The following is a 15,512-nucleotide window of genomic DNA, read 5'->3' on the forward strand; positions in this document are numbered from 1 at the left end:
AAGCCTGCGTTCAGCCAGCGTGTTTAACGGGGCGCCTCAGATCAAAATCAAGATCACGAGCGACTCGCTTCGCATCGTAGATACGCTTTTCGTTTTCTGTAGGAGCTGGGGGGACGCCTAGTTCTTGCCGGCGAAAAACGTGAGATCGCCGCGTTTTGTCTGGTTCCCCGCGTCATCGTTGAAGACCATCGCCGGCAAGCCGGCTCCTACAATGAACCGCGTTGGCGTTTGCTTTTGCTCTACACCACTCAAGCCGGCTGTCAGGCCGCTGTGCTCTTGCTTTTGATTTTGATCTGAGGCGCCCCCCCAAATCACTGTCGGATTACGGGCACACCGAGCCTAGGCGAGGTGCCGAGTGTTGGGGCAAGAGCGCTTTGGTTACTTTCGCGCTTTTCGAAAGTGACCCGCCGTAAGGGCGGAACCCATAGCCGCCATCACCCAAATAACGGATATGTCCCCCAACCAGACCCAAACATCGCTTTTGCAGTATCCACAGGTGCTATGCCGAATCACCCCAACCGAGCCGCCGCCCGCGCAACGATCTCCCCACGCACCCTGCGCGATTCAGCCGTGCGCTTGTTGGCTTCCTCCAACACATGCTTGGGCGCCGTGTCCGGACGCCCGGAATCAAACGGCGGTGCCGGCGCGTATTCAATCTGCAATTGCACCAACTGCGCCGCCGCTTCGCTGTACAACTCGCCAGCCAACGTCAGGGCAAAGTCGATGCCAGCCGTAATGCCGCCACCGGTCAACAGGTTGCCGTCGCGCACTACGCGTTCTTGCACCGGGATCGCACCGAGCGGGGCGAGCAGGTCGTGGTAGGCCCAGTGTGTAGTCGCCTTGCGCCCGCGCAACAAACCCGCCGCACCGAGTACCAGCGAGCCGGTGCACACCGAGGCTACATAGCGTGCGGTCTGCGCCTGGGCCTTGAGGAAGTCCAGGGTGAGCGGGTCTTCCATCAACGCGCCCACGCCAGAACCGCCGGGCACGCAGATCACATCCAGCAGCGGGCAGTCGGCGTAGGTCATGGTCGGTGTGAACACCAGGCCGGTGCTGGAGGTGACCGGTTCCAGGTCTTTCCACACCAAGTGCAATTTCACGTCCGGCAGCGAACCAAGTACGTCATAAGGGCCGGTGAGGTCCAGTTGCTGGATGCCGGGGAACAATACAAAGCCGATCTGCAAGGTCATGGATAGCGCTCCGATAAAGGGGTGGACGGCTTCACTCTAGTGATTCAGGATTTGGCCTACACGCCAATACGCCCACGAATTACGCCAACATGACAAAAATTATCCATATACTCGCCTTTCCAGGCGCTCAGATACTTGATGTTACCGGCCCCTTGCAAGTGTTCTCGTCCGCCAATGACCTGGCGCGACAACGGGGCCTTGCGTTGCCGTACGCGGTCAACGTGATCGCTGCTCAGACCTCGACGGTCATGACCTCGGCAGGCCTTGCAGTGGTGGCTGAGCCCTTGCCGGTGATTGATGCCCCGTGCGATACCCTGGTGATCGCCGGTGGTTGGGGGGTTTATGGCGCTGCCGAGGACGCTGACCTGGTGGATTGGGTGCGACAAAAGAGTGTCAACTCACGCCGGACGGCGTCGGTCTGCACGGGCGCTTTTTTGATGGCGGCCGCAGGCTTGCTCGATGGCTGTCGTGTGGCTACCCATTGGACGCGTTGTGAGGAATTGGCGCTCAAGTATCCGAAATTGCAGGTGGAGGCTAACCCGATTTTTATCCAGCAAGGGGCGCTGTGGACGTCAGCGGGGGTCACCGCCGGTATTGATTTGTGCCTGGCGCTGGTGGAAGACGATCTGGGTGCCGCCGTCGCCCTGGAAGTGGCACGGCACTTGGTGGTGTTTCTGAAACGCCCGGGAGGGCAATCCCAGTTCAGCGTCACCCTGTCTCTGCAACAGGACAGTGGTCGGTTTGCTGAGTTGCATGCCTGGATCGCCGAGCGTCTGACGTTGAATTGGAATATCTCGACACTGGCGGCCCAGGCCGGGATGAGCGAGCGCAGTTTTGTGCGTCACTACCGGGCTGAAACCGGACGGACGCCAGCAAGGGCAGTGGAGCTGATACGAGTGGAAACCGCACGGCGGCGACTGGTTGACAAAGACACGCCGATCAAGAGAGTCGCCTCGCAGTGCGGTTTTAAATGCGAAGAAACCATGCGGCGCAGTTTTCTGCGCGTGCTGGCGGTGACTCCGCAGGCTTACAGGGAGCGATTTTCTCGAATATCAAGCTCGACAGCGTAGGTGTCGATCCAACGACTAAGCCGTTCGGCAGACTCCACCAGAATGCGCTCGAGATCGGAAAAACTGCCGGTGTCACTCTTCGCGCCTAGTTGCTGCAGTGCTACAGGGTCGATGTACGACGTCAGTGAGCCGTCGTGGTTCTGGATTGAGGCGTTTAGTCTGGCGATCAGTCCTTGGTCGTAGCCCGGGTCCTGAATCGACGGAAAGGCTGATTTACCTCTACGCAGGATCGAGTCAGGCAACAGATCAGCGGCAGCTGCCCGCAACAGCGCTTTGCTCTCGCCGTTGAAGATCTTCATGGCCCACGGGATGTTGAATACGTACTCCACCAGGCGGTGATCGCAGAACGGGACTCGCCCCTCAAGGCCGCTGGCCATCCCCATGCGATCTTTTTTGTCGAGCAGCATCGGCAGCCATCGGGTGAGTGTGAGGTAGTTCAACTCGCGAGTACGTCGCTCTTCCACAGACTCTCCGTCGAGCCTGGGGACCTCGGCCAACGCTGTGCGGTAGAGTTCGGCTTCATATTCGTCCAGTTTCAGGTCATCGATAAACTGTTTATGAAACAGCGCTTTGGGGGACAGCCCGCGATGAGCCCCGAGTTTTAGCCATGGAAAAGTTTGCGCCGCCCGAGCCTGCGGGTCAGAAATCCACAGGTAGCCTCCGAATAGTTCATCGGCAGCCTCGCCGGAAAGCGCGACGGTGGCGTGTTGGCGCACGTTGGCAAACAGTTGATGCAGTGAGATGTCCAAGTCGCCAAAATTGAAGGGCAAGTCCCAGGCACGCATGACTTTTTCACGCAGATTCGGGTCAAGTAACCTTGCGCGATCCAGGACGATGTTGTGGTGCCGGCTGCCGATGTGGCGTGCGGCTTCGGCTGCGAAAGGCGCGTCGGCGGAGGGCCGGACGGGATTCGGCCGATAGTTTTCAGTGTGTCCCACAAAGTCGATGCAGAACGTCGAAAGTGGATCCTCGCCATTGGCCAGACGCTTCTTTTGTGCGAGTGCAGCGACGGTACTAGAGTCCAACCCTCCCGATAGCAGTGCACACAATGGAACGTCAGCAATCATTTGTCGGGCCACAATGTCATCGAGTAGCTCGCGGATGGTGGCAATGGTGGTTTCAAGATCGTCTGTGTGCGGTTTTGCTTCGAGCGCCCAATAGCGTTCTTCGCGTATTTGTCCACGACGCACACGCAGCAGGTGGCCAGGCTTGAGTTCTTTCATACCGCTGAAGGGCACTTGCCCCGGAGTCCGTAAAAATAAAAGTGCGTCGCAGAGGCTTTCACGAGTGGCGAGTGCTTTGACGTTAGGGTTGGCCAGGAGCGCCTTAGGTTCCGAGCCGAAAAGAACGCCGTCGGCCGTTGGATAGTAAAACAGTGGTTTTACCCCAAGCCGGTCCCTGACCAGAATCAGTTCATCATTCGCGCTGTCCCAAATTGCAATTGAGTACATGCCGTTAAGGCGATGCACGAAGTCAGCGCCCCAGTGCAGGTATGCCTGCAGGACCACTTCGGTGTCGCAATGCGTCGCGAATCGATAGCCCGCCTGCATCAGTTCAGCGCGCAGCTCGATGAAGTTGTAGGTTTCGCCAGCATAGGAAATGACGGCTCTGGACAGATTGCCAGGGCCTGTCTGCTGGCTGTGCATCGGTTGCAAACCACGTTCTGGGTCAATGATCGATAGCCTGCGGTGACCCAGGGCTACGTGCTTGTCGATCCAAACACCGCGTGCATCAGGGCCACGCAGTTTCAGAGTATCTGTCATCGCGTCGATGGTGGCTGTTTCGTGTCTCAGGTCGTGGGCAAAGTCAACCCAACCGGTTATTCCACACATGGGAATGTACTCCGCTGAAAAAGAGAAATAATGGGTGTTCCTGACACCTCCTCCTTGGGTTAGGACCAGGCGTCAGGACCAGGCGTCAGGCCTGAGATGGGATATGAGGGTTGAGCAATGGCGGATCGCTGTGGATATGAACCCGGCGCAGATGTCGACCATTTTGGCTGGTGAAGCTCTCTCTGCCGTGGAGCAGGCTGAAGTTGTCGGTGAGCACGACATCGCCGGTTTGCCACTGATGGGCGTAGTAGGCACGCGGGTCATGCAATGCGGCGCCAAGGCTATCGAGTAATGCGGCGTGCTCGCTGTCGTCGATCCCGCTGAAATTGTATTGCGATGGATTTATGAAGTCAGTGTCCCCCGCAACCGGTTGTTCGCAATATCGCAGTACAGGGAATTCCCTCCGCGGATGTCGATTGATGATAGGTGCGCTGGCGCAGTTGCTGTAGAGCTCCACCGTTCGTCGGTACGTGCCTTGGGCCCGGCTCCATAAATTGCGTGTTTCGGGCGTTGCGATGCGCAATGCAACGGGCGTGCAAGCGAACGTGGTGCGCCCACCGTGGGGACAATCGTCGGCGCTCACGCAATGAAATATCTGGAATTCGGGTACGCTCTCCAGATACATGCCATCCCAATGCAGTGGTACGTAGCTGTTGGAGAAAATATGGTCGTCCGGTGCCAGTTGCTTCTGCAGCTCCAATACAGCGCCAAAAGGCCACATCATGATCTCGCCGAACGTAGAGCAATATCGCGTGAGGCTTTCTGCTGTATCAAAACTGTCAAAACCGCGAAGTATGACGAGCTGGTGGTTATGTACCAACATGCGGAGCCAGGCAGTCGATAGCTCCCCGAGATGGACGTCGGGATGCCGTGGTGTGATCATCACGCCGAATTCAGGTGGAGTGAGTGTGGCAGGCAGACGCGCCGTGGTGATCAAGTGTGACAGGTTCGTGTCCGTCATACCGCAGCCGCCAGCAAGGAGGTCGTTTGGGATAAGTCCATCGCATAGTGGCTGCGCAGGTCATCTTGCATGATCAGGTGGGCTCCACAGCGTTGTGCGTCCTTGCGGTTCATTAGCTTGAAGTCATCTCCCATACCTACCGCTACGCCATGCCAAGGCGTAATCCAGCTGTCCTGGGCCGGCATCATATGAATGCCTATCTTCAAGCTGCTAACTGGCTGCGGATGGATGGATAATCTGATGGCGTTGGGGAACTCCTGTGCCAAGAGCTCGCCCCACGCCCAACTGCGTTGAATGACCTCGACGGACAGCAGCTTGGCTTTCTTCTGTAGGGCACTTCGTGATCCTGAATAGCCGGGTATCAGGTTGTCTTCAAACATGAAGCGGGTGATTGCCCGATACAACTCAACGCCCTCTGGCGTTTTCATTAACGTTTTTTTAACTGTCGTCAGTGGTTCCGCATAGTCCTCGATCAATAGCCTACGCAACTGGTCAAAGTCATCTGTTAACGCATTGAGTCGAGTGCAATCTTCGAGATTATAGAGCCGTAAATGATGGGCGTGTTTTTGCGCAATTATATGATCGATTGCAGATTGATACCGACTGACATCTTCGTCATCGACACCTATCACATCGCTGAAGACACGCCCATCTGAGCAGACGGTCAGCCGCGCGCCTGGCGCGTAGTGGGATTTTATATCAGTGCATAACTTATCCAGAGACTGTAAGGAAATCCTTTCCGCCAGATCAGGAAGTCGGCCGATCACTTTATCCGGATTAGGTGATTTGGCGGGAAAGGCAGGCAATACCAATTCGATCGGTCTACCCGCTTCCACGAATCGTTGGATCCGTGGAATCTGAATGGAGTGGATTTGATCGGCTTCCTCGTCCAGCGAGATGGGCGAGGAGGCCCGCTCATCTCGCCGACGAATTCGCAGAATTTCGTTCAGAATAATAGAGGACGTATTACTTGACATGTTATGCATCGGATGTACCTTTTTTTAGTTATTTGGTCATTGTTTTTAAGAAACGGTGTTTCCTGTTTTGGATGGTATTGCCAGCTACCGTGCACGGCGCTGGCGTAAGAAATAGTTAAAATGTTAATTATGTGTCGAGCAAGCCTGTGCTAACACTTTGTAACTTTTGCTTTTTTTTGGGGTTGGCTTTTGTTTAAGTTTTTTCAAGGTTTAGGAAGTACTGGGGGGAGCATTCTTTTTACGCAGGGGTGGCTGAAGTGTCTGTGCTGTATGGCGATGGGGGTTTTTGATGGTGAATGAGTGGCGCGCTGAGGTGATTTCTAAAGTATTTATATGTACGCATGTTTAAAGTTTCAAACGGTTGTGTATATTTTTCTGTTTGTGTCGAAATAATGATTTGTTATTTTTTTTGGGGCGTTGCTTACTTCGTAAGTAGGTTTTTCTTTACCTGTGCGTCGAAATGGGTTCGAGCGCGTAGTGCAATGACTTACAGCAAAGTGTCGCCGAAGAGGGTGGGCATGTAGCACTGAACCTACTGCGAAGAAATCCTGCATCCATTGTCAAATGCGAGTAATTCCAACAGCGCGTCAAGGGTAGTCTGCGGCGCTTCCTGAGGAATATTGTGGCCCACCCCTGGCAGCACCCGACGTCGGTAAAACCCGCTGAAATGCTCGACATCATCATCCACTTCAGGCGGTGGCCCCACCCCATCATCTGCGCCGCACAGCGAAATGCTCGGCACCGAGATCGGCGGCTGCAACGCCAGCGCCTGCTCGATGGCTTCCAGCGCCGGGTCGCCGGGCGCATACATGAAGCGGTGGCGATAGGAGTGAATCACCACCTCGACAAAATCCGGGTTATCGAACGACGGCGCCGTCTGGTCATACAGGCTCGGCCCCTCGGCCCAGGAGGGCGACCAAAGCGACCACAGCAACTTGCACAGTTCGCCACGGTTGGCGGTCAAGCCGTCCACGCCGCGCTGGGTGTGAAAGTAGAACTGATACCACAAGCGATGTTCCGTCACCGGCGCCCTGGGCTTCAGTGACTTGGCGATGTCCTGGATGTTGTAGCCATCGCCGGTCACCAAACCGCGCACCCGCTCGGGCCACAACGCCGCGACGATACACGCGGCTCGCCCACCCCAGTCATAGCCGGCGAGGGTGGCCTGCGGGATCGCCAGCGCATCCATGAAGTCCAGTAGGTCCTTGGCCAATGCGGCCTGCTGCCCGGAACGCATCACCTGCTCGTTGATAAACCGCGTCGGGCCGTAACCGCGCAGGTACGGCACCAGTACCCGGTAGCCACGCTCGGCCAGTACCGGCGCAATCGCGTCATAACCGCGCGGGTCATAGGGAAAACCGTGTAGCAGGATCACCGGCTCACCGTCGAGAGGACCTTGGGCTTCGTAGGCGATATCGAGCATGGGCGTGCGCACGTACAGCAGTGGGGTAGTGATCGTCATCGGGGGCTCCTGTCAGGTGCTGAAACTCTAGCCCAAAGGCATGACGGAAGGGTGTGCAGATAAACGCAGTGGCGTTACTTGTCTAGACTCAGCTCGGTGCTGTTCAGCACATGCCCGAAATGATGCCGCCACAGATCCACCCCCAATTGCCCCGACCGATCCAGCGATGACCCCACCGTCAGGTCGCTGATCAAGGTCGGCTGCAACCCCGCATCAAACAACGCAAACCCCGCCGCCAACACGCAGGTGTCGGTCTGGATACCACACACCAGCACGCGTTGTGGCGCGAGGCTTTTGAGGTAGGCGACGGTCTCGGGTGTCGGCGCATAGCCGTGTTTGATAAAGATGCGATCGGCGGCCACCAGGCTCTGGTCGTTTGGCGCCGGTTGCCAGCCGAGTTGCCGGGCGAAGGGCGTGACGCTCTCGTCGTGGCGCTCCACGGTGGCGACTGACGGCATGCGCCCCAGCAGGGCGTTGATGCCGTCCACCAGCCACGTGGGCGGGTTGAAGGAAGGTTGCACGTCGATGATCAGCAGTACCTGGCGCATGGCGTTCCTGTCCGTGGTCGAGTGGCCGCTCATTGTGCACAGGCCACTTCAGGGTTGCCAGGTGGTTTTCTCCCCGCTGAGTTTACGGTCCAGGAATGTTGCGGCGCTGATCAACGCAAGATGACTCAAGGCCTGGGGCGTGTTGCCCAGGTGACGGGCCTGGTTGTCGAACTCTTCGGCGTACAAACCCAAGGGGTTGGCATAGCGCAGCAGTTGCTCGAATTCCAGGTGAGCCTTTTCCACTTGCCCGGCACGGGCCAGGCATTCGACGTACCAGAACGAGCACGCCGCAAACGCGCCTTCGGTGCCTTGCAGGCCGTCGATCTGGCTGTCGTCGTTGCGGTAGCGATAGACCATGCCGTCGCGCACCAGGCTTTTCTGGATGGCTTCCAGGGTTGATAGCCAGCGTGGGTCGGTCGCGGCAACAAATCTCACCAGCGGCATCAGAAGCATCGAACCGTCGAGCGCGGTGCTGCCGATATGCTGCACGAAATGCCCGCGTTCTTCGTTCCAGAAGTTGCTCCAGATGTCGGCGTAGATCGCTTGTCGGGTCTGGTCCCAGCGCGCGAACGGAGCGGGCAGAGAGCGTTTGGAGGCCAGGCGGATGGCACGGTCCAGCGCCACCCAGCACATCAGTCGTGAGTGCAGGAAATGATGCTGCTCGCCGCGCATTTCCCAGATGCCCACATCTTTGGTGTTCCAGATTTCACACACCTGATCAGCCACCTCCACGGTGTGTTTCCAACCTTCATGGGAGATGGCCTCGCCGTACTTGTTGACCAGGTACACGGCGTCCATCAGCTCGCCATAAATGTCCAGCTGGATCTGGTCAAACGCCTCGTTGCCGATGCGCACCGGTTTGGCGCCGCCGTGGCCTTGGAAGTGCTCAAGCTCCGCCTCGGGTAATTCCTGGCGACCGTCGATGCCATACAAAATGTTGATCTTGGTCGGCTGGTCGCAGCAGTCGCTCACGCGGCCTTTGAGCCAGCGCATATAAGCGTTGGCTTCCTCGACAAACCCCAGGCGCATGAAGGCATACACGGTGAACGATGCGTCGCGGATCCAGGTGTAGCGATAGTCCCAGTTGCGTTCACCGCCGGGGGTTTCCGGCAGGCCGAAGGTGGCGGCGGCGATGATCGCGCCGTGTTTACGCGAGGTCAGCAGCTTGAGCGCCAGGGCCGAACGGTTGACCATTTCGCGCCAGCGCCCACGGTAGTTCGATTGCGCGATCCAGCCGCGCCAGAACTTCAAGGTATGGGCCAGCGCGAGGTCGGTGCAACTGCTGTCCACCCGTTCATCCTCCTGGCCGCCGAGGACGAACTCGGCACCTTCTTCCTGGCCCAGGGTAAAGCTGGCCACGGCGGCGCCGTCTTTGATCTGCAAGGGGTGGCTGCCGGACAAGCGCAGGCCGGGTTGGCCTTCGGCAATGAAACAGACCGTGCCGTTGTCACGGGTAGCTTGGGTAGGCGTGCGCGCATAATCATGGCGCACCGCACAGCGCAGATGAATGTCAGCCTTGCCGCTGACCACACGCACGCGACGGATCAGCAGCGGCAGGTCATCGATCTCCTCGCTGATTGCCAAAAGGTCAGTGATTTCCACTACGGCCTCGTCGCTGAGCCACCGGGTTTGCAGCACGTTGGTGTCAGGCAGGTAGATTTGTTCACGGCGGGCGTTGGGCAGGTCCGGGGTGAGTTGGAAAATGCCGGCGTCGGGGCTGTCCAGCAGCGAGCAGAAGATCGACGGGCTGTCGAACTCCGGCCAGCAGAAGAAGTCGATGCTGCCTTTATCGTTCACCAATGCGGCACTGCGCATATCGCCGATAATGCCGTGGGCATCGATGGCGCTTTGTGGTTCGTTCAGATCAACCATTGCCACGGAACTCCGGATAGAGGCTCATGCCGCCGTCAATAAAGAGTGTGCTGCCTACTACGTAGTCGGATGCATCACTGGCCAGCCACACGACGGCGTTGGCCACATCTTCCACATCACCTACGCGACCGTAGGGAATCAGCTTGAGCAACTCCTGCTCCGCCGCGCCCTCGGTGGCCGCTCGATTGATCGCAGTGCGGATCGCCCCCGGCGCGATGCCGTTAATACGGATGCGTTGCTCACTGACTTCCTGGGCGAGGGTGCGCATCAACATCTCCACGCCACCCTTGGACGCGGCGTAGTTCACATGCCCGGCCCAGGGGATCAGTTGGTGCACCGAACTCATGTGGATGATTTTGCCCGCCGCCCGCGACACGCCTTCGCGCACGCCCTGGCGGTTGAAGAGGCGCACGGCCGCGCGGGCACACAGGAACTGGCCGGTAAGGTTGACGCCGATCACCGCATTCCAGTCATCCAGGCTCATGTCCACCAGGTTGGCGTCCTTCTGCATCCCGGAGTTGGCCACCAGGATATCCAAGTGGCCAAAGGCATCCAGGGCCTGGGCAAAAAGCCGTTCCACATCCTCTTCTTTAGAAACGTTGGCGCCGATGGCAATCGCCCGGCCACCCTCGGCATTGATCTGCTCTGCCAGTGCCTCGGCCGGTGCGGCCTGGCTGTTGTAATTCAGCACCACGGCCGCCCCGGCTTGCGCCAGAGCCTTGGCCGCGCCGGCACCGATTCCGGAACTGGCACCGGTCACCAGTGCCACTTGTTGTTCCAACGAGATATGCATTGCTCACCGACCTTAAATTCGTGAGTTCAAGTAGCTGACTGATCGCACGCAAGGGAAGTTCACCCGTGTGAAATTAGCGACTACAACCATGGTGAAAAATGGAATAACAGAACTATAAAAAATAACCATAAGATACTAAAAAACCGCTCAAAAGCGTTTGACAGGCTTTTTCGCCGCGTGTCTTATAGGCACACATCAACCCGCTCCGTTGGTAGTTCGGAAGTCATCGCGGGGCCACCTATAAGAGAAATCTATGTGCCTTTCGGCCGATATAGGGGAACTACCAGATCAGGTAAAAGCAGTCGCCTTAGTTGGCGCGCCTAAGTTAGTTATCTTCGATTGCGATGGTGTGCTCGTCCAAAGTGAAGAAATAACCCTGTCTGTGTTGATCTCCATGCTTAATGCCCTTGTTGAGGGCGATACGCGTCTTGATGTAACAGGTTTTATCGAGCACTTTCGTGGGCGAAAGATTGCCGAGTGTTTGCGTGAGGCTGAGCGCGTTTTAAATATCAGCCTGGACGATGAGTTTGAACAGCGCTTTCGTGAGCAAGCGCTGGATGCACTGACGCTTGATTTAAACGCCACCGAAGGCATCGTTGAATTATTGCAATCGCTGACGGTTCCTTATTGCGTCGCCTCCAGTGCGCCACGCAAAAAGATAGAACACTGTTTGCGTGTTGCCGGGCTGCTTTCATATTTCGAAGGGCGAATATTCAGTTGTTATGACTTGGGTCGTTGGAAACCTGACCCGTTGGTGTTTCTCACCGCCTGCAACACTTACAGCGTTGATGTGGGCGATGCGCTGGTTATTGAGGACAGTGTGACGGGTATTCAGGCTGCCGTTGCCGCCGATATAAAAGTGCTGGGTTTTGGCCCGCCGCATCGGCATTCGCAATTGGCTGCGGCCGGGGCATTGCCGATTACCGATATACGTGAAGTGCTGGCCATTTTTAATTGACTTAATGACTCAGGGAGGAGGCGTCGTGAACACACTTGGTTACCTGGAACGGCTCGAACGCAACGATCCATCTTCGCAAGTTTGGTGGGATTCATCGCCTGCCGTGTATCAGCCTTACAAACAGCACCTGCTGGAAAAATACCCGGCGGCGGTGACTTATATAGAAGCGTTGATGCCGGATGATTTCTCACAACCCTGGGGCCTGTGCAGCGTAACGACCAACCCACGCTTGGTGACGGCCGTTATCCTCGAAAAACGCGAGTATTGGTCATCGCGTTTCAACTTGGCCAGCCTGTCCCCCGGTGAGTTGCGCAAGCAGCTGTACAACGAGGTCGTCATCGAAGGGGCTGCGACGCTCAAGCCGCGCTGGGTTCAATCGGCACAAGCCGAAGGCTGGATCTGCGCTCAAGTCGACCCGGTGGACGTACGCTGTACCGAGCGCATGACCATCAGGGGATTGGAGTTGCAGCGCCTTGCGCCGAATGTGATGGTCAAGGTACCGGGCAGCCTGGAAGGGCTGGCGACCGTCGAACAACTGGTGGCCCAAGGTGCCTCGATCAATATCACCTTCTGCTTCACGGTTGCCCAGTTCCAGGCGGGTATCCAGGCCATCGAACGAGGCAGGGCGACCGCGCACAGCAACGGCATCGACACCCGCCATTGCAACTACGTGATCACTTTCATGATCGGGCGTTTTGCCTGTCAGCCCGAATTCACGCTGCAGGCAGCGGAACGCGGCCTGGTGTTGAGCGCCGAGGAACTGCGCTGGGCCGAATTGATGATCTACGAGCAGATCCAGGTGCTGGTAGCGGCATCGACCGTGCCGGTCAAAACCCTGCTATCGAGCATTAAGGTCGATGTGGACGAGCGGGGCAACAAGCACTGCTGGCACCTGGAAAAAACCGGGCAGACGGCGACCTGCTACACGCTGACGCCGGATGTGGTGGAGTTTCTGGTCGAGCGTGAAAGCCACGGCAAACCGGTGATGCCCGCCGTGGCGCCGCAGAAACCGCCTGCGTCGACCTTCGCCAAGCTGATACGCATCCCGTATTTCTACGAAGCCTACTTTATCGACAGCATCGAACCGTACGACTTCGGTAACCATGAGGCCTTTCTCAACGCCTGCAATGAGGCGAACAGCGCACACCGGCGTCTGGCGGACTACTGCGTTCGACTTTGCCCGGTCACCAAACCCTTCAAGCGCGCACTCAACGCGTTGCTCGCCGCCGAGTTCGGGGTGATCGCATGAACCGGATGATCGGGTTGTGGGCCCACCCACGGTCGCGTTCCACCGTACTGGAGCGGGTATTCATCGAACGGGGCGACTTTGAGGTCTTCCACGAGCCGTTTGCGCACATGGCATTTTCCGAGGATTCAGCGATACCTTCGGATGAGTGGGATCACAGTTTGCCCACGACATACCCCGGCATAAAAGAGCATCTACTTAAGGCCCGTGAGCGTACGAACGTCTTTCATAAAGACATGTGTTATCACTGTTTGGATGACTTGAAAGTGGATGTTGGCTTTCTTGCGCAACAGGACAATATCTTTCTTATTCGTGAACCCGCCAGCAGTATTATTTCCCATTATCGGGTGCATCCAAATATGCCGTTGCAGGCCATCGGGCATAAAGCGCTGTACGACATATTTTGCGTGGTCACCAAACTGACCGGCAACGTGCCTTATGTGATTAATGCGGATGATCTGGCCGCAGCGCCGGAGCGGGTGATTCGCAAACTATGTAATTACCTGGATATTGAATTTCTGCCACACGCCATGACGTGGAAGCGCGAGTGCCCGCCACAATGGAAGACGTGGCGTAGTTGGCATGTAGCAGCGGAAAACAGTGAGCGGATTGTTTTGCCGCAACAGCACTGCATTGATCTTGAGGTGTTCGATCAATACCCGAATTTAAAAGCCATGTACGAATACCACCGAACGTTTTATGCGCGCATGAATGAGTTTTGCCAATAAGGATGGTTGTATGAAGAAGTTGATTGTGACCGGAGCGGCCAACGGAATTGGCCGGGCCACTGTGGCGTTGGCGATCCAACAGGGCTACTTCGTTATTGGCGCTGACAAGGACGCCGAGGGTTTGAATGTTCTCCAACGCCTCTATGGTGCTGATGTATTCGAAGCACAGGTTGCCGATTTCTCGGACATGGCCGTTATCAAGGGTTTTATTCCAGGGCTTTATGAGCGGCACGCAAGTATTTATGGGTTGATCAATAACGCCGGTATTTATCATGGCAAAAGTGTGTATGCCTATTCCGACGAGCAAATCGACGAGATCCTCACCGTCAACCTCAAGGCGCTGGTCTATTTGTCCAAGGACTTCGCCGAGCGGGAGATGCCGCACGAAGCCCCGCGCAGCATCGTCAATATCGCTTCGGTGGCCGGTGAAGTGGGCAGCTGCGACGCACTTTACGGTGCCACCAAGGCGGCGGTGATCGGCTTGACCAAGGCCAACGCCTGGAACTTCGCGCCGTTCGTGCGGGTGAATGTGGTATCTCCGGCGCTGATCCATGAAACCGCCATCTACGGCACCATCCCCGAATACCGTCGCGCCGAATACGCCCGCCAGGAAGTCCTCAAGGATCCGATCCTGCCCAGTGGCGTGGCCGAAGTCATCTTGCTGCTGGCAGGCGATGCGATGCGGCACATCACCGGCAGGGTGATTCCTGTCGACAATGGAGCCTACCCACGATGAGCCTTCCGGTGCGCAAGAAAAAACTGCTGCTGGTGGGCGCCGGCAACCTGTGCCTGCAGATTCTGAAGATTCTCGGGCCGAAAAACGCGTTCGAGTTTGTGGTGCTGGGTCGCAACGAAGAGAACACGATTCGGTTGTGCAACCTGGTGGAACTGTCATGCGCGCAACTGGGGCAATTCATTGCGATCAAGCCAGTGATCGCTGATCTGACGGATATTGGCCGGGTAGCACAGTTGCTGCGCGAAGAAGCCCCGGACATGCTGGTGAACTGTGCGTCGCTGCAGTCATGGCGAGTGATCACCGGGCTGCCCAAGCTGTCGTTCGAAAAGCTCGACCAGGCCCAGTTCGGCCCCTGGTTGCCGATGCACCTGACGCTGATGCATTGCCTGATGCAGGCAGTAAAAGCCTCTGGCATCACCACCAAAACCGTGAATGCAGCGTTTCCCGATGCGGTCAACCCGATCCTGGCGCGCGTCGGCTTGGCGCCGGACATCGGCGTGGGCAATGTGGCCAACCTGATTCCGGCCATGCGTCTTTCCATCGCCCGGTTGTTGGAGTGTGCCCCCGTCGATGTGCAAGTGCAGTTGTATGCCCAGCATTACTTCAGCCACTACGTGCCACGTGGTGGTTTGCCGCCGCGTGCGAGCTACCGCTTGTTGTATGAAGTACGCGATCGGCCGGAGGTAACGCGCCTGCCGGCCGAGGAGATTTTCTCGACGGTGAAATCCGAGTTCCGTCGCCTGGGCGGGGTGGATGGGCAGTTCCTCACCGCGTGCTCTGCGGTCACGGTCATCGAAGGGCTGTTCTCGCCCGTGCCGGTCCTGGTGCATGCGCCTGGTCCTCTCGGGCTTCCGGGCGGGTATCCGGTTTGGTTGCACGATGGGCGGATCCAGGTGCAGTTTTCCGATGCCTGCCCAAGGGATGAGGCGATTCGTATCAATACCATCTGCCAAAGCCAGGACGGCATCGACGAAATTCACTGTGATGGTTCGGTCACTTACAACCCGCAATGCATGGCCGTCATGCAATCGATGCTGGGGTATTCCAAGAACACCATGGCCATCGAGCAGTCCGCCGAGTTTGCCCGCGAGCTGGCGAGCAAATACCTGTCCTTCAAGAATTCAACCTGGTAGGTGTGT

General features: G+C 57.3%; 14 protein-coding genes. 6 read left to right on the forward strand and 8 right to left on the reverse strand.

Annotated elements, in window-relative coordinates; translation table 11 throughout:
* Nucleotides 1-509: 509 nt before the first annotated feature.
* Nucleotides 510-1,190 (reverse strand): isonitrile hydratase, encoded by a 681-nt coding sequence (inhA, locus tag CI807_RS16925; RefSeq protein WP_095015423.1) that lies wholly within the window; start codon nucleotides 1,188-1,190, stop codon nucleotides 510-512.
* Nucleotides 1,191-1,279: 89 nt separating this feature from the next.
* Between inhA and CI807_RS16930 the strand changes: the two genes are divergently transcribed.
* Complete coding sequence (locus CI807_RS16930) at nucleotides 1,280-2,260, forward strand: GlxA family transcriptional regulator (protein ID WP_095015424.1); 981 nt, start codon at nucleotides 1,280-1,282, stop codon at nucleotides 2,258-2,260.
* Here CI807_RS16930 and asnB read toward each other — a convergent pair.
* From asnB to CI807_RS16965, 7 genes are all read right to left on the reverse strand, one after another.
* The gene (gene asnB / locus CI807_RS16935) at nucleotides 2,218-4,092 is read right to left on the reverse strand and encodes an asparagine synthase (glutamine-hydrolyzing) (RefSeq protein WP_095015425.1); all 1,875 of its coding nucleotides are present in this window, start codon (nucleotides 4,090-4,092) and stop codon (nucleotides 2,218-2,220) included. The two genes, CI807_RS16930 and asnB, sit on opposite strands and share 43 nt — an antisense overlap.
* An 85-nt stretch (nucleotides 4,093-4,177) precedes the next feature.
* Complete coding sequence (locus CI807_RS16940; protein WP_095015426.1) at nucleotides 4,178-5,053, reverse strand: TauD/TfdA family dioxygenase; 876 nt, start codon at nucleotides 5,051-5,053, stop codon at nucleotides 4,178-4,180.
* Nucleotides 5,050-6,039, reverse strand: coding sequence for an L-tyrosine/L-tryptophan isonitrile synthase family protein (locus tag CI807_RS16945; RefSeq protein WP_095015427.1), 990 nt, complete (start codon nucleotides 6,037-6,039; stop codon nucleotides 5,050-5,052). The genes CI807_RS16940 and CI807_RS16945 overlap by 4 nt, the downstream gene beginning before the upstream one ends.
* Before the next feature lie 523 nt (nucleotides 6,040-6,562).
* The gene (locus CI807_RS16950; protein ID WP_095015428.1) at nucleotides 6,563-7,492 is read right to left on the reverse strand and encodes an alpha/beta fold hydrolase; all 930 of its coding nucleotides are present in this window, start codon (nucleotides 7,490-7,492) and stop codon (nucleotides 6,563-6,565) included.
* A 74-nt stretch (nucleotides 7,493-7,566) separates the two neighbouring features.
* On the reverse strand, nucleotides 7,567-8,040 hold the full coding sequence (locus tag CI807_RS16955; protein ID WP_095015429.1) for an isochorismatase family protein: 474 nt from the start codon (nucleotides 8,038-8,040) through the stop codon (nucleotides 7,567-7,569).
* A 48-nt stretch (nucleotides 8,041-8,088) separates the two neighbouring features.
* Entirely contained in the window at nucleotides 8,089-9,912 is a 1,824-nt protein-coding gene (locus CI807_RS16960; protein ID WP_095015430.1) for a glycoside hydrolase family 15 protein, read from the reverse strand.
* Complete coding sequence (locus tag CI807_RS16965; RefSeq protein ID WP_095015431.1) at nucleotides 9,905-10,705, reverse strand: glucose 1-dehydrogenase; 801 nt, start codon at nucleotides 10,703-10,705, stop codon at nucleotides 9,905-9,907. The genes CI807_RS16960 and CI807_RS16965 overlap by 8 nt, the downstream gene beginning before the upstream one ends.
* Nucleotides 10,706-10,958: 253 nt before the next feature.
* On the opposite strand from CI807_RS16965, the gene CI807_RS16970 reads away from it, so the two are divergent.
* Genes CI807_RS16970 through CI807_RS31830 form a run of 5 tightly spaced genes read left to right on the forward strand, consistent with a single transcriptional unit; the run spans nucleotide 10,959 to nucleotide 15,506 of the window.
* Nucleotides 10,959-11,663 carry an HAD family phosphatase gene (locus tag CI807_RS16970; protein ID WP_095015432.1) on the forward strand — a complete coding sequence of 235 codons (705 nt, stop codon included), beginning with the start codon at nucleotides 10,959-10,961 and terminating at the stop codon, nucleotides 11,661-11,663.
* A gap of 25 nt (nucleotides 11,664-11,688) precedes the next feature.
* A complete protein-coding gene (locus tag CI807_RS16975; RefSeq protein ID WP_095015433.1) occupies nucleotides 11,689-12,912 on the forward strand; it encodes a transaldolase family protein in 1,224 nt (407 codons plus the stop codon).
* Complete coding sequence (locus tag CI807_RS16980) at nucleotides 12,909-13,637, forward strand: sulfotransferase family protein (protein WP_095015434.1); 729 nt, start codon at nucleotides 12,909-12,911, stop codon at nucleotides 13,635-13,637. The genes CI807_RS16975 and CI807_RS16980 overlap by 4 nt, the downstream gene beginning before the upstream one ends.
* A gap of 10 nt (nucleotides 13,638-13,647) precedes the next feature.
* Nucleotides 13,648-14,373: an SDR family NAD(P)-dependent oxidoreductase gene (locus CI807_RS16985; RefSeq protein WP_095015435.1), complete on the forward strand. Its 726-nt coding sequence runs from the start codon at nucleotides 13,648-13,650 to the stop codon at nucleotides 14,371-14,373.
* Nucleotides 14,370-15,506 carry a hypothetical protein gene (locus tag CI807_RS31830; RefSeq protein WP_095015436.1) on the forward strand — a complete coding sequence of 379 codons (1,137 nt, stop codon included), beginning with the start codon at nucleotides 14,370-14,372 and terminating at the stop codon, nucleotides 15,504-15,506. The genes CI807_RS16985 and CI807_RS31830 overlap by 4 nt, the downstream gene beginning before the upstream one ends.
* Nucleotides 15,507-15,512: the final 6 nt, after the last annotated feature.

This window comes from Pseudomonas sp. NS1(2017), from assembly GCF_002269425.1.
GTDB classification, from domain to species: domain Bacteria; phylum Pseudomonadota; class Gammaproteobacteria; order Pseudomonadales; family Pseudomonadaceae; genus Aquipseudomonas; species Aquipseudomonas reactans.